The sequence below is a fragment of the Bacteroides hominis genome (assembly GCF_033042785.2).
GTDB classification, from domain to species: domain Bacteria; phylum Bacteroidota; class Bacteroidia; order Bacteroidales; family Bacteroidaceae; genus Bacteroides; species Bacteroides hominis.
This window is the reverse complement of record NZ_CP178829.1, coordinates 399536-425761: the sequence shown is the minus strand read 5'-3', so window position 1 is coordinate 425761 and position 26226 is coordinate 399536. Positions and strand designations below refer to the sequence as shown.

At 50.6% G+C, this 26226-nt stretch carries 26 protein-coding genes; 11 read left to right on the top strand and 15 right to left on the bottom strand.

Annotated elements, in window-relative coordinates; translation table 11 throughout:
• Positions 1-8 precede the first annotated feature (8 nt).
• Positions 9-1373 (top strand): WG repeat-containing protein, encoded by a 1365-nt coding sequence (locus R3O62_RS01860; protein WP_007478989.1) that lies wholly within the window; start codon positions 9-11, stop codon positions 1371-1373.
• Positions 1374-1577: 204 nt separating this feature from the next.
• Here the strand turns inward: R3O62_RS01860 and R3O62_RS01855 are convergent, their stop codons facing one another.
• Complete coding sequence (locus R3O62_RS01855; protein WP_004289474.1) at positions 1578-2492, bottom strand: hypothetical protein; 915 nt, start codon at positions 2490-2492, stop codon at positions 1578-1580.
• 659 nt (positions 2493-3151) lie between these two features.
• On the opposite strand from R3O62_RS01855, the gene R3O62_RS01850 reads away from it, so the two are divergent.
• The 7 genes from R3O62_RS01850 to R3O62_RS01820 all read left to right on the top strand — a co-directional run bounded on the left by R3O62_RS01850 (position 3152) and on the right by R3O62_RS01820 (position 12971).
• Positions 3152-3811 carry a recombinase family protein gene (locus R3O62_RS01850; protein WP_004289476.1) on the top strand — a complete coding sequence of 220 codons (660 nt, stop codon included), beginning with the start codon at positions 3152-3154 and terminating at the stop codon, positions 3809-3811.
• Positions 3812-4115: 304 nt separating this feature from the next.
• Positions 4116-5378: a DUF3575 domain-containing protein gene (locus tag R3O62_RS01845; protein ID WP_317472279.1), complete on the top strand. Its 1263-nt coding sequence runs from the start codon at positions 4116-4118 to the stop codon at positions 5376-5378.
• Positions 5375-6400 (top strand): DUF5119 domain-containing protein, encoded by a 1026-nt coding sequence (locus tag R3O62_RS01840; RefSeq protein ID WP_007218015.1) that lies wholly within the window; start codon positions 5375-5377, stop codon positions 6398-6400. The genes R3O62_RS01845 and R3O62_RS01840 overlap by 4 nt, the downstream gene beginning before the upstream one ends.
• A gap of 85 nt (positions 6401-6485) precedes the next feature.
• Entirely contained in the window at positions 6486-7580 is a 1095-nt protein-coding gene (locus tag R3O62_RS01835; RefSeq protein WP_004289480.1) for a fimbrillin family protein, read from the top strand.
• A gap of 271 nt (positions 7581-7851) precedes the next feature.
• Positions 7852-8832, top strand: coding sequence for a fimbrillin family protein (locus tag R3O62_RS01830; protein WP_224200307.1), 981 nt, complete (start codon positions 7852-7854; stop codon positions 8830-8832).
• A 35-nt stretch (positions 8833-8867) separates the two neighbouring features.
• A complete protein-coding gene (locus R3O62_RS01825; RefSeq protein WP_049129921.1) occupies positions 8868-9914 on the top strand; it encodes a FimB/Mfa2 family fimbrial subunit in 1047 nt (348 codons plus the stop codon).
• 24 nt (positions 9915-9938) lie between these two features.
• Positions 9939-12971, top strand: a complete 3033-nt coding sequence (locus tag R3O62_RS01820) for a fimbrial protein (RefSeq protein ID WP_317472930.1) — start codon at positions 9939-9941, stop codon at positions 12969-12971.
• Positions 12972-13266: 295 nt separating this feature from the next.
• Here R3O62_RS01820 and R3O62_RS01815 read toward each other — a convergent pair whose 3' ends face one another.
• The 7 genes from R3O62_RS01815 to R3O62_RS01785 form a co-directional block, all read right to left on the bottom strand.
• The gene (locus R3O62_RS01815) at positions 13267-14757 is read right to left on the bottom strand and encodes an OmpA family protein (protein WP_004289485.1); all 1491 of its coding nucleotides are present in this window, start codon (positions 14755-14757) and stop codon (positions 13267-13269) included.
• A gap of 55 nt (positions 14758-14812) precedes the next feature.
• Complete coding sequence (gene mobV, locus R3O62_RS01810; RefSeq protein ID WP_004289486.1) at positions 14813-16270, bottom strand: MobV family relaxase; 1458 nt, start codon at positions 16268-16270, stop codon at positions 14813-14815.
• 221 nt (positions 16271-16491) lie between these two features.
• Positions 16492-17334 carry a hypothetical protein gene (locus tag R3O62_RS01805; RefSeq protein ID WP_005777197.1) on the bottom strand — a complete coding sequence of 281 codons (843 nt, stop codon included), beginning with the start codon at positions 17332-17334 and terminating at the stop codon, positions 16492-16494.
• Between the two features lie 2 nt (positions 17335-17336).
• Positions 17337-17915 (bottom strand): hypothetical protein, encoded by a 579-nt coding sequence (locus R3O62_RS01800; RefSeq protein ID WP_005777186.1) that lies wholly within the window; start codon positions 17913-17915, stop codon positions 17337-17339.
• Positions 17912-18310, bottom strand: coding sequence for a hypothetical protein (locus R3O62_RS01795; RefSeq protein ID WP_005777184.1), 399 nt, complete (start codon positions 18308-18310; stop codon positions 17912-17914). The genes R3O62_RS01800 and R3O62_RS01795 overlap by 4 nt, the downstream gene beginning before the upstream one ends.
• A gap of 10 nt (positions 18311-18320) precedes the next feature.
• Positions 18321-18773, bottom strand: coding sequence for a hypothetical protein (locus tag R3O62_RS01790; protein WP_032943125.1), 453 nt, complete (start codon positions 18771-18773; stop codon positions 18321-18323).
• Between the two features lie 26 nt (positions 18774-18799).
• Positions 18800-19849 carry a hypothetical protein gene (locus tag R3O62_RS01785; protein WP_317472281.1) on the bottom strand — a complete coding sequence of 350 codons (1050 nt, stop codon included), beginning with the start codon at positions 19847-19849 and terminating at the stop codon, positions 18800-18802.
• A 235-nt stretch (positions 19850-20084) separates the two neighbouring features.
• On the opposite strand from R3O62_RS01785, the gene R3O62_RS01780 reads away from it, so the two are divergent.
• Both R3O62_RS01780 and R3O62_RS01775 read left to right on the top strand, forming a co-directional pair.
• Positions 20085-20717, top strand: coding sequence for a recombinase family protein (locus tag R3O62_RS01780; protein ID WP_004289492.1), 633 nt, complete (start codon positions 20085-20087; stop codon positions 20715-20717).
• Positions 20718-21151: 434 nt separating this feature from the next.
• On the top strand, positions 21152-21433 hold the full coding sequence (locus R3O62_RS01775) for an HU family DNA-binding protein (RefSeq protein WP_005777181.1): 282 nt from the start codon (positions 21152-21154) through the stop codon (positions 21431-21433).
• Between the two features lie 181 nt (positions 21434-21614).
• Here R3O62_RS01775 and R3O62_RS01770 read toward each other — a convergent pair whose 3' ends face one another.
• Positions 21615-21929, bottom strand: a complete 315-nt coding sequence (locus R3O62_RS01770; protein WP_004289495.1) for a hypothetical protein — start codon at positions 21927-21929, stop codon at positions 21615-21617.
• On the opposite strand from R3O62_RS01770, the gene R3O62_RS01765 reads away from it, so the two are divergent.
• Complete coding sequence (locus R3O62_RS01765; protein ID WP_004289496.1) at positions 21923-22312, top strand: hypothetical protein; 390 nt, start codon at positions 21923-21925, stop codon at positions 22310-22312. The genes R3O62_RS01770 and R3O62_RS01765 overlap by 7 nt on opposite strands.
• A 276-nt stretch (positions 22313-22588) precedes the next feature.
• Here the strand turns inward: R3O62_RS01765 and R3O62_RS01760 are convergent, their stop codons facing one another.
• From R3O62_RS01760 to R3O62_RS01735, 6 genes are all read right to left on the bottom strand, one after another.
• Positions 22589-23116, bottom strand: a complete 528-nt coding sequence (locus tag R3O62_RS01760) for a hypothetical protein (RefSeq protein WP_004289498.1) — start codon at positions 23114-23116, stop codon at positions 22589-22591.
• A 377-nt stretch (positions 23117-23493) separates the two neighbouring features.
• Positions 23494-23877 (bottom strand): single-stranded DNA-binding protein, encoded by a 384-nt coding sequence (locus R3O62_RS01755; protein ID WP_004289499.1) that lies wholly within the window; start codon positions 23875-23877, stop codon positions 23494-23496.
• A 756-nt stretch (positions 23878-24633) separates the two neighbouring features.
• The gene (locus R3O62_RS01750; RefSeq protein WP_004289500.1) at positions 24634-24867 is read right to left on the bottom strand and encodes a hypothetical protein; all 234 of its coding nucleotides are present in this window, start codon (positions 24865-24867) and stop codon (positions 24634-24636) included.
• Between the two features lie 36 nt (positions 24868-24903).
• A complete protein-coding gene (locus R3O62_RS01745) occupies positions 24904-25191 on the bottom strand; it encodes an LPD11 domain-containing protein (RefSeq protein ID WP_004289501.1) in 288 nt (95 codons plus the stop codon).
• Positions 25192-25665: 474 nt separating this feature from the next.
• Positions 25666-25923 carry a hypothetical protein gene (locus tag R3O62_RS01740; protein ID WP_004289503.1) on the bottom strand — a complete coding sequence of 86 codons (258 nt, stop codon included), beginning with the start codon at positions 25921-25923 and terminating at the stop codon, positions 25666-25668.
• A 4-nt stretch (positions 25924-25927) separates the two neighbouring features.
• The gene (locus R3O62_RS01735) at positions 25928-26224 is read right to left on the bottom strand and encodes a hypothetical protein (protein ID WP_004289504.1); all 297 of its coding nucleotides are present in this window, start codon (positions 26222-26224) and stop codon (positions 25928-25930) included.
• Between the last annotated feature and the right edge of the window lie 2 nt (positions 26225-26226).

Here is a 26226-nt window from a genome sequence, read left to right as displayed (position 1 = left end):
CGTCCATTATGAAAACGATCAGAAGTATGCTCAAACATTTATTCTTGGCTGTTCCGCTTATGCTCATAGTGTCATGTAACAGTCAACCACCATCTACCCTTATACCGCACCGTTGCGAAAACGGGAAATTCGGCTATGTCGATGAAAAAGGCAAGGAATGGATAGAAGGCAAATACGATTATGCCGAAGAATTTTCCGAAGATTTGGCAGTAGTGCAAGTGGGCAGGTACTTTGGGTACATAGACCGTAAAGGAGAAATCGTCATCCCGCTACAATATACTCAGGCTGCTTACTTCCTCCAAGGCAGGGCATTGGTGGCAAAAGAGGAACTGTATGGTTTCATCGACAAGGAAAACAGGGAAATCATTCCCTGTATTTATGAACGTATCACGCCGTTTGCCTCACACGAAGCCTATGCGGTAAAGAACGGAAAGACAGGCATCATCGATACGGAGGGTAAAGTGCTCGTGCCGTTTGAATACGATAAAATAGAACAACTGAAAAGCGGGCTATTCGTTGTTAACCAAGCCGGCAGGGAGGGTTTCCTCAATGCGCAGAAACAAATGATTCTGCCCTGCCAATACGGTTACTATACCATAGAGGATAAAGAAGGCAAGCCCCTGATAGTGCTGCGCACAAAAGACGACACTCCCTATTACCGCATCTCGTATAATTCCAGATACGGTCTGATGGACTTTGAAGGCAATGTACTGACACCATGCAAATACGAGAAAATAGGTGCGTTTACAGACGGAAACCTTGCCCATGTCATTCTCAACGACAAGGTTGGCTACATTGACTCGAACGGAAAAGAGGTCATTCCGCCCATATACGACTATTCGAGAACGCTGCCGGGAAACAGGTATGCGCTTTATAAAGACGGTCTTTGTTATCTGGTGGATAACCGGACAGGCAAGCAAGTCACATCCCAAGTTTATAACAAAATAGAGCAATATAGGGACAACCTGCTCAAAGTTTCCCTTGATGGGAAATATGGCATGATAGACCCGGACGGAAATATTGTGCTCGAACCAATCTATGATGAAATGTATGTATATGACGATTGGCTGAAACTTTATATCAAAGGAAGCGGAAAGGATGGTTTTGCCGGACGTGCTACCGTAGAAGAAGCCAAGTTGGTTATTCCTTGTGACAGATATGTCCGCATTGAAAGCTTCAACTTGGGTGGCGGCCAGTATGCCGAAGCGGTCAAAGCTGTCGCCAAATACACGTACCGGAACGGTGTTGTCAACCGGCAGGGAAAAGAGGTTGTCCCTTGCCAATATATCCACATTTACATGATAGAAAACGGAAAATGTCTTGTCATGGAGTCTGGTACTAACCAGCGAAAGTGGGTAAAATTGAATGAATAGCAACATTAAAGTATACACAATTATAATAAAAATCATAGAATAAAAAATAATTCGGCTGAATATAAAAGGAATAGAGTACCGGCTTAAACAAGGAAGCTGCCGACATAGAAAGACAACCGGAGAAATGACCGTGCAGAATAAAGTCTCCGAAACCTGTTTTACAGGATCGGAGACTTGTACTGCAAGACAATCCTCTGCCGGGGATTAGCGTTTGCCATGTGTATGTCTGCAAAAATAGTTTTGCAGGGATTGGTAACGGTTCGGAATGACCGCATTCTCATTGAAACCGTTCAGGCAATGAAGCAATGCTTTTTCGAGCGTGATGTATCGGCGACTGAAAGTCTGTACATTATCCAAGCAACAGGCTTCCAAAGCGTATTTGAACGGTGCAAGATTTTCAGGTTCTCTCCGAATCCGCACATACCACAGGAAGAACAACTGAATCGTGAAACTGTCGGATTCACCTGCTTTCATCAAATGTTCTTCATCAAGCAGCCGTCGGACAAACTCCGGGGTAAGCTGACAATCATTTTTCCGATAATACTTGCGTTTTGCCGTATTATAGGCTGCAAACTGTTCGATGTCCTGTGCCGTCAGCCTATATACTTCCGAGTAAAATGCACGTACTTCTTTACCTGTAACAACGATTTTCTCGTCTCCGAACTCGTATTCATACGCTTTTTCATCGGAGATTTCCTCTTCTGTAAAGGTCTTGAACCCGTAACATTCCGTTACGATGAACGGTTCTTTTCCGAACTTCGCCAGAGATTCGAGGGCATGGAGGCTGTTGCAGGAGAAGAACATGTCGTTTCCAATACTTTCACCGCTTTCCAGCAGCCGGATTTTTACGTCTTCGGAATCGTTGGTGTACTTCCATACTATCCGACAGCTTGCATAATGGGGATTCCTGCCGTTTGCCTCGACAAATCCGGCAAATCCGCTCTTGATGGCGGCCTTTGTCTTCTCTACATCCGTCAGGACGCTTCGTACCTTACAAGTTTCGCACCGGCCGAATTGCAAAGAATCGTCGGAAATTTCCGTTATCACTTTAGTGTTGGGGTTTATCGTGGCTTCGCATACTACCTGCGTGCCGCCACATCGTGTACATATTATACTCATATTTTGATAAGATTAAAAATTAATATATCCTTCTATCCGCTATTTTGAACTTGTCGATAAGGTTCTACCAACAGCTGCAATTCCTTTTCAACCAAACAGTTTGTCCAAATTCTGCTTAAAGCATAGCATTCGGAGACACTTCCTATCCGTCCCAAATTTTCCTGTCCGTAATTTGACTAACATTTGTACGCATAATACATAAAAGTTAAATTAAACATCGTTTTTCTTTTCCCTCTCTTCGGAAGCTTTTCGGCTTTCCTTGCCGGGAGAGATTTTACATGCAAGTCAGACAGTAGGGAAAGGACGGAAAGGCAAGCAAACGACCGGGGATTTCACGGAATACCCAACCCGACAGGTACGACATGGCGGGGGACTGAAAGGACATCTCTGATTTGGGAAGGCTGCCGGGCAAATCCACGAGCCGTTAGCATGGCGGTGCTTGACGCCGGACGACTGCTGTACCTTTGCATGGAAAAATCCAACCGACGAGAGAATGTTAACGGGAAGAAAAGGGAAAAGGGTATAGCGGAAAGATATAAAATAATTGTAAAATAAGATGTTACGCCTACAATTATATACAAAATCCTTTCATATCGAACCATCATGCCTTATTTATACCGGACGGGAGCAATGTCGCTCCCGTAAAATAATTAAGGACTATGATAATAGGTTATTTAAGGGTCAGTACGGGCAAACAGAATCCGGCTAACCAGCAAGACGAGATCCGGCGTTTCGCCGACAGTAGAAATCTTTCCGTCAGCCAATGGGTAACGGAGGTCGCCAGCGGCAAGAAGAAGGAGTGCGACCGCAAATTAGGAGGGCTGATACGGCGCATGAAGCATGGCGACACGCTGATTGTCACAGAAATATCGCGTCTAAGCCGCACGCTAACGGACCTCATGGCCATCATGGGCAAATGTCTGGAGAAAGGAATCAACCTTTACACGACCAAGGAGGGGTATTCGTTTGACAACTCCATCAACAGCAAGGTGCTCTGCTTCGCTTTCGGCTTGGTAGCGGAGATTGAACGCAATCTAATTTCGATGCGCACCAAAGAGGCGCTCGCCCTGCGGAAAGCCGAGGGTGTCGTCCTCGGACGAAAAAAAGGCAGCTACACGAAAATGAATGTGCTGATCGAAAACCGGAAAGTCGTCGTCGGCATGTTGAAACGGGACTGCACGATTGCCGATATATGTAGGCGTTTCAACATCTCGCGAGATACATTTCTGAAATTCCGCAGCCGCTATAAAGAAATAGATAAAGCCATGAAAGAAAAAGAGATAAGACGAAAAGGAATGTCACAAAAACGGACGGTATGATTTTACGTTCGTTTTCAGCCACAAAATTACAAAAACATGAGCTATCCACAACAAAAATCTGCAAAAAATTGCGTTTCAGCTCTTTGAGTAGGGCGAATTTTCCCGGAGTGTCCGAATAATACGACCTTTTTTCGATAGCTTTTTTAATGAACGATTTAACCAACGATTTAACCAACAAATAAATCGGCATAACAGACAGTTATCAGGCTGATTATTTGTTGGTTTGGTGTTTTTTTGCCTTTAAATGAAAAGGCATGGCACGAGAGAATTGAATAAATAGCTGATATATAAATAGGCATAGACTATGACAATGAAACGAATACTGTTATTATTTCTCTTGTTCTGCGGCGGGTATGTTCATGCACAAGAGTTGGACTCGGTCCGTATCTATTACCGGCAGGGCCACAGAGCAGTGGACGTGCTCTTCAGGGATAATCGCGCGGAATTGGAGCGTTTTATCCGCATTCTACGCGAAGAATACGGGGCGAACCGACTTGAAAGCGTTGTGGTACGTTCGTGGTCATCGCCCGAAGGTGTGAACCATCTCAACGAGGTGTTGTCAGATCGCAGGGCCGATTCCCTGAAAACCTATCTCGTGCGCCACGCCGAAATTCCCGACAACTTGGTCTGTATACATGGCGAGGGCATCGCATGGGATATGTTGCGCCGGATGGTCGCCGCATCGGATATGCTCTATAAAAAAGAGGTATTGCACATCCTCGACCATACACCGGTATGGGTGTTCGACAAGGCGGGTCGCGTAGTGGACGGACGAAAAAAGCAGCTCATGGACCTGCGCGGCGGTATGCCGTACACCTACATGCTGGAGAACTTCTTCCCAGATTTACGCTCCAGCCTTTCGGTGGTCTGCTACCGGAAACCCGAACCGCCTGTAAAAGTCATTCCCCAAAAAGAGTCGGAAGTGAAAGAACCGGAACCGGTCCTGCAACCCGATAGCGTGGCGGAAACGACCTCCGAACCAGCAACGGTGCGGCAGGAAGCGACCGTGCAACCTCAGAGAGCGATGGTGCAGCGACTGGCCATCAAGACCAACCTGCTTTACGATGCGATACTGATGCCCTCGCTCGAAGTAGAGTACCGCATCGCCGACCGCTGGACGGTGAACCTTGAAGGCGAGATGGCATGGTGGAAGAACGACGGCAAGCACAGGTATTATCAAGTGGCAACAATCAGCCCGGAGGGACGCTGGTGGTTCGGGCAAAAGCAAGGCAGCCCGTGGCACGGCCACTACCTCGGCGTGTTCGGAGGCTTCACGTGGTACGACCTCGAAAACGGCAAGGAGGGCTATCAGGGCGAAGCCGAAATGGTCGGAGTCAGCTACGGCTACATGTTCCCCATCGGACGGCGGCTCTCCTTAGAAGCCGGTATCGGCGTGGGGTACATGCACAGCAAGTATGAGGTGTACGACCCGATACCTTATCTGGGCGGCACACATTACGTCTATCGGCAGACCAGCAAGCTGGACTACTTCGGGCCGCTGAAGTTGAAACTGACGCTCGTTTGGCGTTTGTGGGACACGGATAAGAAGAAAGGAGGCGCACGATGAGACGCACACCGCTATATATGGCATTATACGCCGCCACGCTTCTGTTGTTGGGCGGTTGCCGAAAGGATCTCTGTTACGACCACCCCGACCATGCTTTCTCCGTTCAGGTAAACCTCACCGCCACGTGGGAGCAGGAATGGGAACGCAGCTACCAGACCGACTGGCAGTCCGTGTGGAACCCTGCATGGCCCCAACGCTATGACGACCTTCGCCCCGACGTGCCCACCGGCATCCGTGCACGCATCTATACCGGCGGCACCGCCGAGAACGAGGGCAACCTGTCGCCCGAAGGAGGCCGTCTTTATATGAACGAAGGTACGCACGACCTGTTGTTCTACAACAATGACACGGAATACATCGTCTTCAACGACATCGCCGCACTGGCTTCCGCAAGTGCCACCACCCGTAGCCTGACGCGGGGGGCTTTCGAAGCCCTGCACGCGGGGGAACGTACCGTGAACCAGCCCGACATGCTTTACGGCGCATACATAGGCAGCTACGAGGCCCTGCCCACGCAGGAGACTGTCGGTCTGCCCGTGCGTTTGCAGCCGCTCACCTATACCTACCTCGTGCGCTACGAGTTCCAACAGGGGTTTCAGTACGTGGCCCTCGCACGCGGAGCATTGGCAGGCATGGCCGAGAGCGTCTATCTGAACGACGGACACACCGGACCGGAAGCGGCTACCGTGATGTTCGACTGTACCCTGCGTGACTACGGTCCGGAGGCCACAGTGAAATCCTTCGGCATTCCCGACTACCCCGGCGACCACTACGGCGACGGCACCCGCACCACGGAACGCTCCTACCACCTCAATCTCGAAGTGCGTCTGCACAACGGCGCGATGAAGACCTTCGAGTTCGATGTGACGGACCAAGTGAAGGCCCAGCCCCGTGGCGGCGTGATTATCGTCTCCGACGGCCTTGTCATCACCGACGAGGAAGGTGCGGCAGGCTCCGACAGCGGTTTCGACATCGACGTGGAGGGATGGGGCGATTACATCGACATCCCCCTGCCATTGTAAGAAGGGTGACCTGTATAAAACAGATGTATTGATAACTAAATGATTAACCAAACAATAATGTATTTTTAATTTAAGCTTTTGCATCATGAAAAAGAGTTTATTTTTGCTGGGAGTCGCCGCAGCGGTGTTCTCCGGCTGTAGCAATCAGGAAGTGATGGACGTGGCCGAATACGCCAACCAGCCCATCGAGTTTACAACTTTTGTGGACAAGACCACCCGTTCCGGTGATGTCACATCACAAAATTTCCAGAAGTTCTGGGTATTCGCACAGAACAAAGGCACAGGCGACCAGAACTGGGCAGACGCCTTTACCAACGTGCAGGTGAGCAAAGCAGGCGACAACGAATGGCTACCCATAAACACCTACTACTGGGAAAAAAACAAGGAATTCCGCTTTGCGGGCTATGCCAACGGGGAAAGCCAGCTTAACAAGTCGATTGTCAGCTACGATGCGGGCTCGCAGAGCGGAGGATCGACCTCCGGCCTGCTGACTTTCACGGCGTACAGCACGGACGGGAAGAACGACCTCGTAGCCGCAATGGGCAACGAGTCCAACTACACATGGGACGGCACAGCGTCGGGCGAAGCCCCGAAAGTAAGCATGACGTTCCGGCACATGCTGTCCAAGCTGACCTTCACGTTCAAGACCAAGATGGCCAACACCTACACCGTGGCTGTGAACAACCTACGGATAGAGAGCGCAACGACCAAGTCCACGGGAACGTACCACAAGGCCAACGAAGGCACAATCACGTGGAGTACTGACCAGCTCTCAAACACTACGGGCACATACACTTTCGACAACATCACCGACGTGACTGCCGACGCTGCCAACGAACAGGGATACTTCAGCCAGACATGCGCACCGCTGTTCGTTATTCCGCAGACCTGCGGCACGTTGAGCGTCCAATTCACCGCAGTGGTAAAGAACGCTGCCCAAGAAACGATAGGACAGCAGGATTTCAGTGCCACATTGAGCTACAATCCGAGCAACAGCGAAACCAGCTTGCAGAAGAACACATGGACAGCCGGGTACTACTACAACTACACGGCAGAGCTGAAGATGGAAGACATCAACACCGACCCGAACGCCAAGCCTATCAAGTTTGATGTAACCGTAGATAAGTGGAAAGATACTACGCCGGGTGATGACCTTAATTTGACTGATAAAAAGAACTAAACGCTTACCGTACCAGCCAATCCGTTTCCGTGAGTTGCGCGACCCACTTCCGTGAGTTGAGCAACTCAGCGCGGCGAGTTGAGCAACTCACCATGACGAGAAACTTAACTCAGCGAAACGAGATACGCAGCTCGGCCGGTTAGGCCAATCGGACCGAAGAATACAGGCCGGGCGGGGTTGAATGTTCCCTTCCCGGCCACAATGATACAGGACAGACCGCACACATGCAGCTTTCCTGCAAGAACGGAATAACCTTTATATGATGAGATATATGAACAGAAGAAAGAACACCCTCGGAATCCTGCCCCTGCTGGCGACGGTGCTGTTGTCAGCGGCTTCCTGCACGGAAAGCGTGGTGCAGGACATGGAGACAGCCGGAGACAGCGGGGCGATACGTTTTTCGCTACCCACGCTGACACGCTCCGCCATCGGGAGTGCGGACGACCTGAACACCGACGGCCAGTCGTTCAGCGTGTGGGGCAGCTACCGCCACACCAGCGGCACGGACAACGACGTGCAGATATTCGACAACACGACCGTGACCTACGGTTCCGGTACAGGCTGGACCTACGGAGGCGGCCTGCTGTACTGGCAGTCGGGCAACACCTACGACTTCTACGCCCTCTATCCGTCCACCGGAACGCTGGGCGATGCCGTGTCCGTCGCCTGCACGGACGGCACCTTTACCGTCAAGAACTTCGTCGCCACGAAAGGGCACGACCTGATGACGGCGGAACGAACAAATATAGTAATCGAGGCAGACAAAGCCCCAGAATCTGTCAGCTTCAAATTCTCCCATCGGCTCACAAGGCTGGCCTTCAATATCAGGGCCGTGGGGCGCGGTGTAACGGTTACTTCCTTCAAAGTGAACGGCGTGACTTACAAAGGCGACCTTACTTGGAATGCCTCCGGTGGAAGCTCGTGGAGCAACACCGCCAAGACAAACGACAGCGATGCCCTGTTGGCCGCAAAGGATATTTCCATCACAGCCGGCGAGACCCGCAACATGCTGGGCGACGTGCTGTTACTCCCGCACACCGACCTGACTGGTACCGAAATCGCCGTGAGCTACCGTTTCGAGGGCGAGACCGCCGACCGGAATTCCACGGTCAACCTCTCTGGCGGGAATGCGAAACAATGGGATGCAGGCAGCCAATATGCCTACACCCTGACCGTTTCGGCCGCTTCGCTCGCAATCAACGTGAAGGTTCTCGACTGGGATGAACAGGACACCTCCGTGTCATGGCAATAAAATGAGAAATTTATAGACAACAATACATACGGTGTATGAAAGCATATATAAAACGATATTTACCGCATCCTTTCTCCCTGCTTCTGCCAGCCGCCCTCGCATGGGCTGCCAGCCTGTTGGCCGGCTGCACGGACCGAGTGGACGAATGGATACCCGACGGACGCACAGCCTCCGTTACCCTGCACGTACCAATGGCCGATATACGTTCCACGCACACCACGGACGAGGAGTACAAGGCCGCTGAAGAGAAGATAAACACCTTGCGCATATTGGTATTCTCGCAGGACAAACCTGTCATCAACAAACAGTTCAAGGAAGCCGACCTCTCCGGCGGCAGTGTCACCATCGAGGGTGTGCCGGTAGGTACTGTGGACATCTATGCCGTGGCCAACGAGGCCGCCCTCGGCAAGGACTATTCCGACATGGCAGACTTCGAGGACAACCTCGTGCAGGTCGGCAACACCAAAAAAGCTTTGGTGATGGATGAACACCGCACGCACTTCCCAAAACGCTTTACGGAGCAGGAAATCGCACAACACGGCCTACCCATGAGCTGGCATCGCGATGTGCAGATAATTCCATCCGATGGCACGCCGCAGACCATCGAAGTGGAACTGGAGCGCTCCGTGGCCAAGCTCAACGTCATTATGAACAACACGCTGAGCCACCCGATTACCATCACTTCCATGACTTTCGGCGAGTTCTTCGGCGACCGGCTCTACCTGTTCCGCGAGCAGACCCTTGACGCTCCCGACGACACGGAGTATGATGTTCAAAACTACGAGAGCCTCTCTGTCGAAATCGGAGGTTACGGCAGCAAGACGCTGGCCCTTTACATCTATCCCTCATACGCATGGACGGATGCAAGCAAGAACTCGCCATATACCATCGGTTTCACCACAAGTACAGCTCCCTATGACGCCATACCTTTCATCAACGAATACGGCGGCGCTCTGAACTCTATCGCCCGTAACAAGCAAGTGAACATACACGCCACACTCAGTTCGGAGGCCAACCTCACGCTAAAATTTGAAGTAAAGGACTGGGATACGGAAGAGATAACCGTTCCCCCGTTCAATTAAACGAAACTGCATGTCATTTGAGTTATGAGAACAAGACATAAAAACATATTGACCTTGCTGGCGGCCATGCTGCTGGCGGTAGGACTGTACTCGTGTACCGAGGACCCGTTGTTCGAGGAGCGTGCCCGCGTGGCAGAGGGGCTTCCCGCACGTGTAATGCTGGACTTCCGGTCCGAGAAGAGCTGCGTGGAGACCCGTGCCGCGCAGGACGCTACCAACGAGAACCGTGTGAACAACCTCTACGTGTTCATCTTCAACCCCGCCGGGGAGGTGCATTACCGCAATTTCTTTACTGACGACATCAGCTATAACGGAGACTACAGCAAAGGTTCCGTCATGATAGAGACCACCTCTCTGAACAAGGTACAGATAGTCTGCATCGCCAATCTATCTACTGAATCCGTAAGTTCCGGCTATGATGTCAAAAAATCGGACATGGAGTCTATAACATCGCGGTCAGACCTCGAAGCCTTCGTAATGAAGATGGACGAGCATACCGTGGAACGCTCCACGCAGTTCATGATGACAGGCTATGCTTACGATGATAAAAATTCCACGAGCAACCTTGTCAACATTCCCGGTACGGAAAGCGGTCCCGCCTCGCTGGAGTGTACGCTGCGGCCCGAGCGGACGGACGCGAGGGTGGAGTTCGTGGTGAAAACCGAGAAACCCTCCGATAAGAACTGGACGGCACTTGACTTCCGTCCGCGCGGCTGGCGGGTGGTGAACGTGCCGGCCCAGTCGTTGCTGCTGCCCCACGGGACAGGCGATGCCGATGGTGACGGTTGCACCTACTTCACAACCGAGGAGATGCCTTTCGAGACTACCGAGCGGGATGACAATTACCTCTACACTTCCGGTGGCTTCGTGTTCTACATGCCGGAAAACCGCAAGACTCCCAAACAGGCCATCTCCGGCGAAGGGCTTAGCGCTGCGGAACAGTACGCCCTACGCGAGGAACGCGAACACAAAAACACGGGCGACTATACGGACAAACCCGGTCAGCAGTTCGAGAACGGCGACTTTGCCTACGCCCCCGCCAACGCCACCTACGTGGAAATGTCCGGCACACTGTCCTATAAGGATGACAAAGGCAATACCGTCAATGCCGACGTGACCTTCACCGTACATCTGGGCTACGCCGACGGCAACCCCAACGACTACGACACCCGCCGCAATACCCGCTACATCTACACCGTCACCCTGCGTGGTATCAACGATATACGGCTTGAAGTGGAGTCCGATGGGGAGGAGAACGAACAGAGGCCCGGCTACGAAGGCAACGTGATATTCAGTCAAGATGGGCTGTACGAGCTGGATGCACACTACGACCGCGAGCTCATTACGATAAACCGAAGCATGGTTCCAACCATGACATGGGGCGTGCAGACAGCTTTCGACAAGGCCATCTATGCGGGCGGTTTCGGCGAAACGGACAGTCCGGAAAGTACAGGTATCCATGACTACAAGTGGATCAAGTTCGCCATCAACGAGGACTATGGCCAAGACGACGAGCTGTTCGTGAAATACCCCGGTGACCAGAACTACAAGGGCGGAAAGAACCAACCTTCGGGGTATGACGGACATGCGGGCCATTCTGACGCCCGCCTACTCGACGTACACCAGTTGCTGCAACGCCTGAAGCAGGAGTACGAGGAAGGAAAGACCACCGGTACGGTTACCGTTACCGCTTTCATCGACGAGTACGTGTACGTGCGCGAGCCGGATGACCCCAATACAGACGAGGACAATACCCCGCTTTTGTCGCAGTGGCGCCGATACGTGGAGGCCGAAGACCGCCTGCTCTATTTTATCAACGGAGACAACTCGCATTACAGTCCCGATGGCGCGTCGAGCGTGGTGGAAGCCATACAGACTTTCAAGCAGAAGTCCATACGCACGGTGTACAACGTGAAAAAGAGCGAGAATGAATTGTCCACCGCATGGGGGCTTGAAAGCCGCATGGAGGGCACGCGTTGGAAGGAAGGTGACGTGAGAAACAGTACTTCCTCCAGCAACGGCCGGCTCAATACCATACGTTGTATTCTGGGCGAAAACTATGTATCCAACAGATCCCTGCATTGGACGGAGGTGCTCAACCCCTCCGAGCACTACGGTCTGACCGATGACCACCAAGACGCCCTGCACGCTGTGCTGTTGCGTAACCGCGACCTGAACGGCGACAACATCGTGCAGCCTAACGAAATACGCTGGTATCTGGCCGCCATCGACCAGCTCGTGGATCTCTATATCGGCGAATATGCGCTGGACGACGCTTCGCGCCTCTATCCCCAAAATCCCGCGGACAGGGATTACCAGACCTATTGGCACTATACCAGTAGTTCCGCTGACGGCGACCATTCGTGGGTGTTGTGGGCAGAAGAATGTGCCGCATTGGGTAACTACGACGGCTCGCACAACACCGTGGGCGGACAATATGCCTACCGTTGCATACGCAACCTCGGTATCGGTCTTGACGATCCGAATGTTGAACCCACACCACTCATTCCCAAAGTGACACAGGCCGAACTCGACGATACCTACCTGATTGATGTCTCCAACCTTAGCGAGAAGGCACGCCGCCTAAGCTATGAAGCCAGTTCGTTGCCCACGCATAATGACCTGTCGCCTTATAACCGACCGTATGCCAAGTTCCGGGTAGCGGCAAATGGCGCAGACTATCCTACACCGAGCATAGATGTGGATGCACTAAATCGTTGGAGTTGGAAAGACGTTCAGGATTGGAGATGGTATCAGACCGCTTCTATTACACCGAGCGGCTATCGCGTGCCCAACTTGCGCGAGCTGCTTATCATGGGTACCCGCTTACCCGATGACGCATGGCAAACGTATGAGGGTCAATGGCGTCTTTACGGACATAAGAGCAAAGCCATGTACATGACCTATACCAGCTTCAGCCGCGGAACTTATGACGGAGACGGCTCCATTTCAGGCAAGAACGGCGGTTTCCGTTTCAATGCCCAAGACCACTCCATCGGTGCGACCAGTTCAGATGCCGACGGCGGGTATGTACGCGGCGTGAAAGACGAACAATAACATAGTAAGCCAGTCGATAAAAGAAACGGCTCCGTTCCTATCATCGGGACAGAACCGTTTCTTTTATCTTGTATCTCGATTTCGAGTTAACGGAAGAAGACAGAAAGGCAATTCGCCGTCTGGACACCGGCAAGTTGAAAGTGGACCACAACAACCCTGTACTGGCAAAGTTCCTTTTGGATTACGACAAGAATTTCAATCCGGACAACTGATACGGTCTGCTTAAAGAATCCGGGATACAGCACATAACAAATAAAGAGAGTACCGATATTTATCATCGGTACTCTCTTGCTTTCTACCTGTTTACGGACGAACATTCGTTTTCTTCACATTTGCCGAAGAACAGTTCCACCCTTGTATGTCGGTTGGCTTCCGTGGGGGCGTAATCGGAAATGCCACCTTCGCCGGTCTTGGTCATCCTGTCGGGCGACAAACCCCGCTTGTTCAGCTCCGAGGCGATATAGTCGGCTCTCGAAGCACTCAAGGCATTGTTGATACCAATTGTTCCGGTCGCACTATCGGCCGCTCCCGTGACTTTAACTTTCAGACCGTATTTCTTTGCCACCCGTGCCAGTTCGTCGAGATTGACCAATTGGGAGGGGTCTGTCAGGTGCGACGTGCCGAGTTCGAAGAAAAAGAAGATGGGAGCACCGATGCATTCCCGTCCGGACTGCATCCGAACGGCATAGTCTGCCAAAGTGCTGTCGGGAAGATTCTCGAACTGTCCTGTTCCGAGACCAGGCACGCTATCCGGCCAGTGCTGCAGGCTGTCTGCCCGGCCATTCCCATTCGGGGCTTGTCCTTCCAATGGTGATTTTCCGTTCCAATGCTTGTTCTTCAACCTTGCCCGCAGGGAGTTCAGCCCGCTGTAATTGTTCCTCGGATAACCTTTGCGCTCGATAGCATCGTCATCATCGAAGAAATGGCTGTACGTGTCGAGCAATCCTTCGATTTCCAGTATCTTCTTCAGCTCGGCCAGCGTCCGGCTATCCTTGTCATGCTGTCCCGCGTAGCGGCTGTTCTGTTCCGACAGTACATTGATATAATCGACGAGCTGCCGATCGCGGCGGATATAGGGGCTTGGGTCTATGGCCCGTTTCCAGCCGACCTTGCCGATATGGAAAGAGAATCCGGCAGTGAGTGAAAGCATGTGGTCGCCTAACCGATTCGCCTTGCCATACCCGTCGAAGTCTTGGAAGGTGGTCGTACCGGAGAGTTCCATGAGGGCGCTTACCCTTTTGGAAATGCGATACTGCCCTTGTATGCCGTAGGAGATTGCAAACGGGTTATGCCCGTTGGTCGCATGGTGCAGCAGTCCGATACCCGCAAAGGGTGCCAGATGCCAGCGCACCAGTTTCTGCCGGACATAGCTACCGCCAAGCACATTCCACAGCAGATCCGCATGGAGATAATGGTACTCCTGCACGGCCAGCGTGCCGTCCTTGAACTGCAACCCGTTGTAATTTATGCGTGCACCTACCCACGGGGTAAACCACTTGCCGAGGGCAAGGCTGTACGAGGGTTTCAACCTCCCGAACAGGTCTTCGCAACCGAGCGGCGTGCCGAGAAAGGCTGTCGCACCTCCGGCGATACTGACAAACCAATTGCCGTTTCCCCGTGCCGGAACGACCACTCCGTCAAGGTATAAGGGCTGTAACGGCTGCAGCAGTTCTGTGTCATCGTAACGGTACGTGCGGTGTACAGTATCCCTTTCCGTGGGTTGTACATCCGCACGGGCTTGCAGCGAACAAAGCGCCGCAATAATGAAAATGATATTTTTCGTCATATTCTTATATCCTTAATTTGTTGTTTATCTGATTCTTTATTATAAACCTTGCCATTCAACGCTTGGGCTTCTTGCCGATGGAAGGACGCATCATGCGGCTCGCCATCCTCATGCAGCGAAGCGCCCATGCCCGGTTGTCCTCGTCTTCATCACGTCCCCATTTGAGGTCGCTTCCGCCACCTCCTCCGCCACGTGTTTCGGCAAACGTAGTGGCATCATCGACCATACCGAGAAAGAGCATCGTGGCGCAGCGCATGACTTCCGCTCCCCGTTCCGCCACGGAACGCACGAGTGTGTCGTCGAAAAGTTGCCGTTCGGAAGGCTTCATCCGCGCCGACAGTTCCCTCCACTCATCGACCATATTTTCCAGCATGACGTCCTTGAGTAGGCTGTCCACTTTGGAGTGGACATCACGGGAGTATTCGTAGGCTTCCTCCTTGAGCTGTTCCGTGCGTTCCTCAATGGCATCCATGTTTGCCTTGAGGTCGGAAAGCTGTCGGTCGGCGGTTTGTAGCTTCTCCTGTTTGTCTGCCAGTTTCCCTTGGATAGCAGTCAGCTCTTTTTCGAGCTTTTCTTTCTCGGCAGATAGGGTCAAAGCATCACCTTTCCGGGTATCCATATCATTTTCGAGTGCCGACAGTTGAGCCTCTTTTTCGCTCTTCTCCCTTTTCAAGTTTTCCACCATCGAGGTCAAACCTTTGACTCTGCGCTCTGCCAGCCGAATGTCCGAATGGAGGGCGGACAGGACTTCCTGATGTCGGCCAATCTGTTGCTCAATGGTGGTACATTCTTCCGAGAGCATACGGCGGTATTCTTCCGTCGTCCTGTGCCGTGCGCCGGTCTCGGCGACGCTCCGGCCTCTCTCCATTCCCCACTTCGTGTTGACCTCGGCGAAAAAGTCCGTATGGAGCTGTTTCATCCTCGCGCTATATTCGAACTTGTCCTTTCCGGCGAATATCTCCTTGTACGCAAACCTCCCGTCTTTGATTGGCAGAAGCGTACAATGCACGTGCGGATTTAATTCGTCGAGGTGTACAATGAAGGCGGCTATATTCTGCTCGCCGTATCTGCCGCAAACGAATGCATAGACATCCTTCGCCCAACGTTCGATGTCGCTCTTCCTTTTGATGCGGGTATTGTCCGCACCTTTTTCAAAATCCACCTTCTGCGTGCCGAAAGCGAGTTCGTGCATCCGCTTCCGCGAACCGCCGAAAATGATGTTTACCACCGTGCGGTATTTCGGTTCAACCAATCCCTCGTTGGGGTCTTTGATCCCGCGACGGCCCAATATGTCCGCTATCCGTTCCGGGATATTGCGGCTCGTGTCGATGGGGCGAACCTTGCCTCCGGGCACAATCTCGAAGTTCAGATGTTTGCGGGTGGGGTCGTAGTTGCCCTTGCTCATGGCGTACTTCTCCGCCTCTTCGCTGCGATTACGCAGGTGTTCGTTGCCTTGGGCGGCGGTGATCCCTTTCGATACCTGAACATCGAGAACCTGTTTTGCATTTGCCATACTGTTTTCGTGTTGTTTCGGACAATTCCCCGTGTCCCAGCTTGCTGCTTGCTTGGACACTTCTCCCTGCGACGTCAGTCAGCAGGGGTATTAGGCTCCCCCTTCCCTTTGTTCAGTGGCAGACGGGCAAGCCCGGATGCCTGCTATAACTGGAAGGATATTTGAACCTGAACCGGGGAGAATTGCCCGTGGTTATACAATCTCTGTCCGCGAATCCCCGTTCAGCTTTCCTCCTGCGCCTTCGCCAGAAGCGATAAAAAGGGTTTGCGAAGCGATTCAAGGCGTTCCGTCTCTTCGTCCGTACCGAAGCCTGTCCCGTCCGGTTTTCCGTCGATAACAAGCTCTGCAAGCTCTTTCGAGGCCTCGATGAACGCCGCCCATTCCCCGCTGAGGTCGAGCCGGAAGAACTGCACGAGCGGCGAGCCGTCGTCGAACCTCGATTTACGCAGAACCCGCCAGAGGGCGGCATGGGCAATACATTCCAAGACGGTCTCACACAGCTGTTCTTCCGACCGGACGGTCTGTGCCGATGCCGTGTCGGAATGACTGTCCGGATAGATACGACTGTCCCGTCCGGCTATCTCCGTCAAGGTCTGGCGCATGATTTGTCCACATGATTTACCCACATCGAAAGAGGTTGCTTTGCCGATTATCCAGTCGTACAATGCTTCCTGTATTCTTGTGGCAAAGTCCGCTTCTTCCCGTCCGCTGTCCGGCATGGCAGGCGTGCCGGTCCGCAGGGGCATGGTAATGACGACGCTTTTTGCCAGCCGGATGCGTTCTAACTGTCCGAGCGCTTCGAGCGTGTCCAGAAACGAGCGGACAGTAGCCCGATGCCAATGCCACTCCGATGCAAGGTCGGAAACGGTTACATGGCACTGGCAGGGAGAGAGGTCGTAGTCCTGCCTTCTTAAAAACGGGGAGACGAAACCTGCCAGCGATTTATCCAACAAATCGCAGTAGGCTTCCGTTCTCGTTTTCCGCTCGCCGACTTTTTCTTTCAGGTAGTCGAACACTTCCACGTTCGCCAGTATGGCGGCGGGCGCTTCATTTCTATTTCTCATTTTCATTCTGTTTTTGATGATTCATAATGTGCGGATAGTTTCAGGTTGCCATTATCCGCATTATCGTGGCAGCCTCGCGTGATGATACTATGATAACTGTCGGCTAATGCTCCGGGACATTCCAGCCATTCGAGGAATTTGCGTATGTCTGTCTTTTCGGACATGACCCTTGCCGACGGGTAGAACAGGGCAGCCAAAAGAACAAAGGCGATTGTTACGGCCATCGTGTACAGATGCGGCACGAAGCCGATGACCAATGCCAAGAGCGCAAACCAGACGAAACGTTTCGGCCGGTCGAGCAAGCCGCGCATCCATCGGTCCGCCCGCCTGAAAGAGGCCCATGCGGCACACACGATGGTAGATGGCACGATACCGAACTCGCCGGGGTGTCCACTCGTATAGACATAATGAAACAAGAGTAATACGATAAGCAGCACATGGGCGTACAGCCTGCGGGCCTTTTCGCTCCACACCATTTTATCGTAGAATCTTGCCATGAAGCAACGCCTGCTTCTGTACAACAGTGCCGGAAGGACGACAGGCATTGCAAGAAATACGAATTGTAATATAATCCAGGTCATAACAGGTAATAGGGTTTTGAAGGTATATGAACGGGCCGTACCACGAGTTCCAATCGGACAATCCCGTGGGTGGCCAAGCGGATAATGTTCTCGGTGTCTTCGGCTGTCAGGGACGACGCGCCTTTCTTCATCCGGGATTTGAATGTGCCGTTCTGCTTACGATATGTAGCCAGTGCCGTGTCCAGATCATGCTCCGGAATCGTCCACGTCATGCCCTTTTCGTATGGACCATGCGGTTTGTAGGCCCGCAGTACCAGCGTGCGGGTCACAAGGAAGTCGGTCCGGGTGTTTCTCGAAATGACGTGTTCCTTGTAGAGGTTGTCATCGGCCACTTCTATCCACGTGCGGTACGTGTCGATACAGAAAACCATTTGGCGGTATATCGTGTTTCGCATAGGGGTTGTTTTACATGAAATCCAACAACACGTCTTCCTGATTCTTTTTGTACTTGAAGCTGCCGTTCCCGGCGTGGAGTTTCAGATCGAGACACAGGTCGCCGTACATCAGCTCCAACGAATCGTAAATGGTCGCGATGATACGGTTTACCTTGCCGTCCGCGTCTGTCCGGGCGTTCATCTTGAACATCTGCCCGAAAGCGGGATTGGAGTAGGCACAGGTGCTATGACCGGATTTCTCCAGTCCGACCGGCACATGTTGGTAGAGTGTAATCAGCTCCATGTCGTCCTCGAATATGTCCATGACCTCCTCCAGATCATAGGGGTCCCGCAGCGGGAATGTGAGCAGAACATAGTCACCGTAGAACTGCGGCTCCTCCATCGTTGCCACATTGAGAAGCTGCGGCATTTGCAGGGGTACGAACGACATGAAGTCATCCAGAAAGTGTCGTAACATAATCATATATCGTTTATTTTGTGAATAGGCTTTTACAACGAGGCGATGAATATCTCCATGAGCATACCGGGCAGTTCGTCCAACCGGTCGCCCTCCGACGGCAGGATTCTGCGCAGTTTCTCGAATGCGGCGGGTGTTTCTGCGGCCATCCTGTAAAGGGTTTCCTTATCTTCCGGGGACAATAGCGTCATGCAGAGGCCGTCCAAGGAAGCGTAGGGCTGTAGAATCATCCAGACATAGGCTTGTGCCTGTTCGGGCGTTACGACCTTTCCACGGCGTATGTTGTCAAGACAGGCACGCACGTTCTGGATCAGCCGACGGTCGGTACGTAAGGCCATGTATATCGTGGCGTCCTTGTAAGTGATTTCCTTGCGCCCAGCGGCGAAAAACACCTCGGAGCAGCATTTCTCTGTGTCACGGGTGATGTCGGCCATATTCGCTTCGCCAAGCTCGTGCAACCCGGACAGGAAAGCTCGAAAAACGGCATCCTCCCTTTCGATGAATTTTTTGAGGTCGCCGTTCCCATGTATTCCATTGTTCAGGGTTTCGGCAAGCACGTTACGATATGCTGACAGAATTTGCTCCTTGTTACCCCGACAGGCCGGACGTTTATCCAATTCTGCGAAAAACGGACGGATTTCTTCGGCGGAACGATGCAGTTCCACGTCTCCGGTATAGGAAGAGAAACGTTCTTTCAAAATCAGCACTTCTTTATAGGTGCGAGGTTTCGACATCGCCAGCCGAGAAAGTTCCGCACGGACGGAATCGTGCAGCAGAATGCACTCTTCACGTATGTCGGAATGTGCCCGATAGGTCGTGTCCCGGCGCATGGTTGCGGTCACGGAATCTTTCAAGGTCTGCCACTTCCCGATATACGCGGTCAAATCCTCAAAGGAAAGTTCTTTTTGCCCGCGTGTTTCGGACAGATACTCCCGATACAGACCGGCTGGAGTAGGTTGGGCTTCAACCAGTGATTTGACGTTCGAACCGTCGCACGATGTAAGTGTGAAAATGGCAATCGGAACGGCAGAAAGTCCAGCAATCGATAGTACAATTTTTAAGTATTGATTTTTACAATTCATAGTTCATTTTGTATTTTACAGCACAAATCTAAGTATTCTTTTCAAGATGACAAGCGCCGAAAATCGTTTTATAAACCATTTTTAACATTGCACTTAATAGTTTGATTTTCAATGAAAATAAGTGAAAGAAACGAAGGACACAGAAAGCCCTTCATATCATTTTCGTTCAAAGTATGGTTTAGTTTAAAATAAAACTCTTATATTTGTACTTATTCTTATAGAAGTGCACAATGATATGGCAAAAGTAGGTTACATATTCAAGGCGGATCGTTACGACGGATTCGAGGCTGATAAAGAGTGGATGCAGAAATACGGTTGTGTACAAGTGATAGAGGAACTTGTCGAAAACGAGGCTCTGCGCCCCAGATGGAAACAGCTTGTAGCGAATCTCGAAAGAGGTGACGAGATTGTCGTGGCCAAATTCAGCAACGCTCTCCGTGGGTCGCGCGAATTGTCCGCGTTTATTGAGTTGTGCCGAATCAAAGTGGTGCGTATCATTTCCATCCATGACCGGATCGACTCGCGGGGAAAACTGTTCCCCGAAACGACGGCAGCCGATGTACTGGATATGTTCGGGGCGCTACCCGAAGAGGTGGCGGTATTGCGGTATTCGTCCGCACATGTCATGAATCTGCAACAGAAAGCGAAGGTCCCGAGAAAAACGATGAAGGCGATGGATAAGGCCGACCGGGAGAATACCATCGTTGATATGTATGTCAACGGTCATTCTTTCGAGGACATCATGGCGGTAAGCGGGTACAACAGCCGGAGTTCGGTGTTCAGTGTGCTCAACCGGCACGGGGTAAAGCTCAATAGGGGAAAATTCAAAGGACCGTTGGGCAAGCGTAAGCCGAAAGATGGGCAATGAGCTTTCGTATTAGCCGGATTGAAATGGATTTTTTTGAGAATCAGGGCTATATGTTTTCTGTTCTCGTTGATTTTTAGTATCTTTATATTAATTTTAAGTAGTATAGAATATGGGAGAACTTATCGTTTTTATAGTGGTTTTCTATGTTATCGGAAAGATTCTGAAAGCTATATTCGGTGGTTTCAGCAAGAGTGATTACCATCATGACCGATAAATGGTGATCGGGTGTTTGCCTGCCTTGACTACAGGATACGGATTTGTATGTTTTTTATGTTTCTCTCCTTTTATCGGGGCTTTCCGATTGTCTGGTTCGTGCCGAAGGAACACCGTGAGATAAAGGTGGATTATCGTTTTCCGTAACATTATCAGGCTGGCAATCCAGACGACAAAGAGATATGTTATTATCTTTGCAACGGATTTTATAATAAAACAGTCTGACAAAAGCAGATATTATTGCCCGGATCGCACAGGAGACCGGAATAGAAAAGTCGGTAGCGACAACTGTAGTGGAGGCATTCATGGAGAGTGTCAGGGAGTCGATGATTGCCGGGAACGAGGTGTTCCTGCGAGGATTCGGAAGTTTCATCATCAAACAAAGGGCAGAGAAAAAGGCTCGTAACATTTCAAAGAATACGACCATCGTGATTCCGGCTCACTCTGTTCCTGCGTTCAAGCCTGCAAAGACATTCTTAGATGCGGTAAAAGAGGGAAAATAAAGAAAGTATAAACGGTTTTCTTCATAGTGTTTCGGGAGACCGTTGACAATGGTTATACAGGATAACACGATACCGCGACTGTCTTTTGCGGACGGTTGCGGTATTTGTTTTGCCGTATGCTATAAAAAAGGAAGTGGCACAAAGAGCCGCCGATGAAAGCCGACTCTTTGTGTTCCCTTGCTTAATCCGTCACCTCGTAATAATAACTTAACTCGTCATCTTTCAGGTTCTCTACCGCATATTGACCTGCCTGTTCCCAAAGGGTATTGTAAAGTGTCGCAAATTCCGGTTTCGTTTCATAATACTGCCAGATTTTATGATTGAGTACCAATATCAGTTCCGTGAGGTATTTATAGTTATTTTTCCATTCCTCGAAAGCACGTTTGAAAGTGTCTTGTATAGCTGACAGACCGAATCGGTCCGCTATTGAGAAGTCCTCCCAAAAAGTTGTCTGTAACTCGTAACCGTTTTCTCGCATAAATTCTCTAAATGTCATACGCTTTAAATTTTAAGTTTGAACTATTTTTTGTTTTTCCCTTTGGTACAATCTCGTACCGAGAGGCTGGTTATTTTTCTGCCACAGGATTGACGGTCAGTCCAGACAAGGAGGCAACGGGAAATACGCTCTCCAACGAAGTCGGAGAGGAAGATTTTCCGGTTGCAAGCGCCAGCGGTCCTTGCCGGGACTGGCAGCCGGCAATCGAACTTTGCAGAAAAAATAAGCGGGCTTTCGGCATGGAGTGTGTCTGGGGAACGGCTGTAAGGAGTAAAATGGGGAAGCTAAGGTGTTATAAGAGGATTGCTTTCCGGTTGGTTAGCCGGAGTACAATGGGGTACGGAATACGCTTCGATAAAAGGGAAAGAGTCATGAAGATATAAAAGGGTAATTCCGGCAAAAGGATTCAGGACACATCCATTGCCAATGTATCCCGAACCCGTACCTGTCATTATCTGTACCGAATGTTTAGGAGACCCACTCGTAACCTTCGTCCGTCAGTTCAAAATATTCGTCCATTCCCGGTTTCACAAAAAACATGAGATAAAAAAGGAACGAAGCTGATTATAAAAGGTGATGGTTCTGTATTTCAGTCATTCAATAAAGGATACCGCAACCACCTCTGGCGGGTGCGTTGCGGTATTTTGCGGGCAGCATTTTTATGCGGCCTTGTCCGGCTTGCGCTGCCTTGTTTTCCAGCCGTACACGGCGGCTACATACGGATAGAGGGAACGTGTTCTCCGGCGGAAGCCTTCTTCGTCGATTTCACGGTTGTAAATCTTATCGGCGATACGTTCCGCTTCGTCACGGCCTTTGGCGATACGGTATAAGGTATAGTTCGTACCGTCATGATGGTCCATCCGTCCGCGAATGTTGTAGCCGTCGCCGTACCATTCTGCATCGTCGCACTGGGATTTCAAAATATCGGCAATGGTGCTGCCCAATATTTGATAGCCTCGTCTCCGGCCGTTCCATAATCCCAAGTTGCCGAACACGACAATAATGCCGTCCACTTCTTTATTCAGATTGCTTCGTTCGTCGTCCAGCCGGCAATATACTTCTTCTGCCCATTCTTCATCGCTGACCTCGTAACTGTCATCGTCCAATATTTCCCGCTGGGAATTTTGATATTCTTCTTTTGCCGTTTCGTCCAACAGGTCATAGCTTGACCAAATCATCTGTTTCATACATTTTGAATTTTAAGTTTGACTTTCGTTTTTATCCCTGCTTTCGGAGGGTTTCCCTCGTCCGGCGGGATTTGATTTACGTGCGGGCCACAAGGCGGACAGAAGGGAAATAAGGCAAGGAGGAAGCGGATAGTCCCGTGGACGATTTCATTTGTGTTGAACAAGTATTGACGAGCTTGCGAGTTGATGGTTGTTAACGACAAATGAAGCCGCGCCTTGCCGATTCCCGACCGCCTTAACTTTGCACGGGAAAATCAATGGACGGCGGCGGACTCTTCGTGTGGAGTATGAAGGAGTATAAAAGTGTGGACGTTCCGGAACGGTAACGAGTAAAACAAAAGCGGCTTTCAAGCCGCTTTGTCCGGATAAGGCAGGAATTACTTCTTGCCTTTTTCCTGCTTCTTTACCGGTTCCGCAGGAGCTTCCTCCTCTTTCTCGACAGCGGGATAGAACTTGACGGCGACCGTTACGATGCGGTTGTGCAGCACGCCGTCTTTGTCGGTCCACTCTTCGGGCTTGAAGTAGCCCTCCACGGTAAGCAGCGTGCCCTTGGTGAGCTGGTCGAACGACCCGGTATTCTCGTTCTTGCGCCACGCTTCAATGTTCATGAAAGCGGATATGCGCTTGGTTTCTTCGCCGTTCTTCTCCTGACGGGCTACTGCCAGCGGGAAACGTGCGACACTTGTGGTGGTGAACTGACGGACTTCGGCATCTTTTGCCACGAATCCGGTTACTGCGAAATTGTTCTCGATCTTTTTCATTGCGATTGCTTTTTGAAGTTAATAAATCAGTTTTACGGTGCATAAAAAGTAGGTGCAGTAAAGGGCTGCACCAAGGATAGCGCATAAATACTCTTTATTTTGGAGGCGAAGCCCCAAACCGCAGGCCCGATAAAGGAAGATTTGTGCGATACGCCATTGGTCAAGACCACCAGGTCGCGCCCGTCTGCATACTAACTTTGCAACGAAAAACGATATGGCGACTTCAAATAGAAAGCGGTCGCGAAAAAGTCGAGGCGAAACAATCCGCAGCGGATTCGGAGACATGAAAGACCTGTCCGTCCACTGACACAAGACCGCTCCCGTTCCGGCAGGTGGGCGGGAAGAACATCTGGCAAGAAAGCGTATCGGTTGTTTGGGGTTGAAGCGGCAAGAACGATATACCGTTTATACAACCATGTACGCTGCATAGTGGAAAGGGGGCCCAAACGAAGAGCCGACAAAAGATGTATGCAGCGTATTGATGTCGCTGTCTCTATCCGGCAAGAGAAATGAGGGAAAGAAGAGGAAAAGGAAAAAGGGCTGAAGTCTGTCTTGAAACAAAGCGGAGGAACCGCCTTCGCACGAACGGACGTTTTCTACAAAAGGATATAGCCTGCCAAAAGGTATAAAAGGTTATTTCCGAAGGAAACGGTATGGATGTCTGTTACGGAGATAAAAAAGGGATTCCCGCCGGTGTGTACCTGTTTAGCCGGTATAAGCGGGCTGAAACCGATGCTACGTTCAGCCCGCTTGCTTTTACCTCTTTTCTGTTTCGGTCTGCAATTCCACCGGTTCATCATCCCATGTCAGCTCCTTACCGAGTAGTTTGTAAACAGACCCCTTGGGGAGTTCTATCTCGATTGATACGTACCCTTGCTCGCTCTCGACGTACACTTTTTCCGAGTACTCCCAATGCCCGCACCAGCCTCGAACGGGCTTTCCGGGCATTATCCATTCTGTTCCGTCTTTATTTACTGCTAACCATGCCATAAAATCACATTTTTAGTCTGTTCCTTAGTTGTAATTTTATTCTTCTTGAGCTATCATTTTCTTGCTGTATTCTAAAATCTCATCCATCGTAAGCCATTCTGGTTTTTCGTCCTCTTTGAAACTCTCATGCAGTTTTATCATAAATTCAATTTGCAATTTTTCGTCGCCAGCCCATAAGGATTTCGGGTGTCTGTTACCGTAATTAAGGTAATACTCGCAATCTGACCGTAAGCGGTCTAACAGTTGGTATCTGAAAACCGAATCCTTGTGTATTACTTCGTCTGCCGTTACTCGTCCATTTGAATTTGTTACATCGTTTGCCATAATCTATAAAATTTTGAGTTTTCTTTTTTCCCTCTTGTAGCACCAGCTACTTTCGGGCCTGATTTAATTATGTCGCCTCGAAAGGTGTCATGGCTCTTTATGCAAGGTTTCACGATTAAATACTACCCGTGCGGAGCGAAGGGTGGAGATTTTGTCGTGAACCGTCAGTCTTTGACCTTGCATACAAGAATGACATGACAAGTACCTTTGCGACACAATTCATATCAGGCAGCCCGAAAGCGACGTGCGAACACAGGGAAAAGAAGGTCTCTTGCAAAAGGTTCGATAGCTTATATAAAAGAGTTGCAGCGAAAAGAAAATATAAATGGGCCTCCGGGTTGTATAAGAATTTTAATTATGAGGATAAAAAAGGTATTGCGCCGGCATGTCTGCCGAGAGAAAAAGAAACGGGCTGAAACTGGCAGTTCCGGTTTAGCCCGCAAAAGTACATCGGAGGTCTCTTGCCCGTTCCCGTCAGAAATGGGCTACCATAATCCGATTTTTGAAAATTCTGTTTTTATCACTCGGTCGCCGTTGGTTTATCCAGATATGGTGTGCTCCGTATCCGAATATAAAATACTCATCGAGTGAGGTCTCGTTCTTCAAACGTTCCATACTTGCACGAAGTTCGGTTTCGTCAGTTGCAAAAAGAATCGTGTTCATGATTCGGAAATAGATTTCTTCCGCTTCATCGCTATAGCGGCAAAAGACGTGTTCGATTGTTACGTTCATGGTTCTATTGGTTTGATTGAGGTGTTTTAGGTACATTGGTCATTATTGATTCTCCGTCTTCGTTGAAAATCTCTATTGTCGGGTTGCCGTCGTTTTCTTCGGGGAGCATAGATTCCGATGTATCGGTCAATGCTTGCCACTCTTCATAGCAAAGACGGTTGTCAATGATGTTCGACACGTCCTCACAGTTCCATGAGCGGACGATTGCCTCGGCTTCTTCGTAACTATTTGCTTTTACACTGAAATAATCCCGTTCCCAACTTGTAACCTTACGGTCTTGATAAAATTTGTATTCTCCCATAT

Coding starts and splice junctions, on each gene's coding strand:
- R3O62_RS01860 (WP_007478989.1), top strand. CDS start 9: ATGAAAACGATCAGAAGTATGCTCAAACATTTATTCTTGGCTGTTCCG.
- R3O62_RS01855 (WP_004289474.1), bottom strand. CDS start 2,492: ATGAGTATAATATGTACACGATGTGGCGGCACGCAGGTAGTATGCGAA.
- R3O62_RS01850 (WP_004289476.1), top strand. CDS start 3,152: ATGATAATAGGTTATTTAAGGGTCAGTACGGGCAAACAGAATCCGGCT.
- R3O62_RS01845 (WP_317472279.1), top strand. CDS start 4,116: ATGACAATGAAACGAATACTGTTATTATTTCTCTTGTTCTGCGGCGGG.
- R3O62_RS01840 (WP_007218015.1), top strand. CDS start 5,375: ATGAGACGCACACCGCTATATATGGCATTATACGCCGCCACGCTTCTG.
- R3O62_RS01835 (WP_004289480.1), top strand. CDS start 6,486: ATGAAAAAGAGTTTATTTTTGCTGGGAGTCGCCGCAGCGGTGTTCTCC.
- R3O62_RS01830 (WP_224200307.1), top strand. CDS start 7,852: ATGAACAGAAGAAAGAACACCCTCGGAATCCTGCCCCTGCTGGCGACG.
- R3O62_RS01825 (WP_049129921.1), top strand. CDS start 8,868: ATGAAAGCATATATAAAACGATATTTACCGCATCCTTTCTCCCTGCTT.
- R3O62_RS01820 (WP_317472930.1), top strand. CDS start 9,939: ATGAGAACAAGACATAAAAACATATTGACCTTGCTGGCGGCCATGCTG.
- R3O62_RS01815 (WP_004289485.1), bottom strand. CDS start 14,757: ATGACGAAAAATATCATTTTCATTATTGCGGCGCTTTGTTCGCTGCAA.
- mobV (WP_004289486.1), bottom strand. CDS start 16,270: ATGGCAAATGCAAAACAGGTTCTCGATGTTCAGGTATCGAAAGGGATC.
- R3O62_RS01805 (WP_005777197.1), bottom strand. CDS start 17,334: ATGAGAAATAGAAATGAAGCGCCCGCCGCCATACTGGCGAACGTGGAA.
- R3O62_RS01800 (WP_005777186.1), bottom strand. CDS start 17,915: ATGACCTGGATTATATTACAATTCGTATTTCTTGCAATGCCTGTCGTC.
- R3O62_RS01795 (WP_005777184.1), bottom strand. CDS start 18,310: ATGCGAAACACGATATACCGCCAAATGGTTTTCTGTATCGACACGTAC.
- R3O62_RS01790 (WP_032943125.1), bottom strand. CDS start 18,773: ATGATTATGTTACGACACTTTCTGGATGACTTCATGTCGTTCGTACCC.
- R3O62_RS01785 (WP_317472281.1), bottom strand. CDS start 19,849: ATGAATTGTAAAAATCAATACTTAAAAATTGTACTATCGATTGCTGGA.
- R3O62_RS01780 (WP_004289492.1), top strand. CDS start 20,085: ATGGCAAAAGTAGGTTACATATTCAAGGCGGATCGTTACGACGGATTC.
- R3O62_RS01765 (WP_004289496.1), top strand. CDS start 21,923: ATGTCATACGCTTTAAATTTTAAGTTTGAACTATTTTTTGTTTTTCCC.
- R3O62_RS01770 (WP_004289495.1), bottom strand. CDS start 21,929: ATGACATTTAGAGAATTTATGCGAGAAAACGGTTACGAGTTACAGACA.
- R3O62_RS01760 (WP_004289498.1), bottom strand. CDS start 23,116: ATGAAACAGATGATTTGGTCAAGCTATGACCTGTTGGACGAAACGGCA.
- R3O62_RS01755 (WP_004289499.1), bottom strand. CDS start 23,877: ATGAAAAAGATCGAGAACAATTTCGCAGTAACCGGATTCGTGGCAAAA.
- R3O62_RS01750 (WP_004289500.1), bottom strand. CDS start 24,867: ATGGCATGGTTAGCAGTAAATAAAGACGGAACAGAATGGATAATGCCC.
- R3O62_RS01745 (WP_004289501.1), bottom strand. CDS start 25,191: ATGGCAAACGATGTAACAAATTCAAATGGACGAGTAACGGCAGACGAA.
- R3O62_RS01740 (WP_004289503.1), bottom strand. CDS start 25,923: ATGAACGTAACAATCGAACACGTCTTTTGCCGCTATAGCGATGAAGCG.
- R3O62_RS01735 (WP_004289504.1), bottom strand. CDS start 26,224: ATGGGAGAATACAAATTTTATCAAGACCGTAAGGTTACAAGTTGGGAA.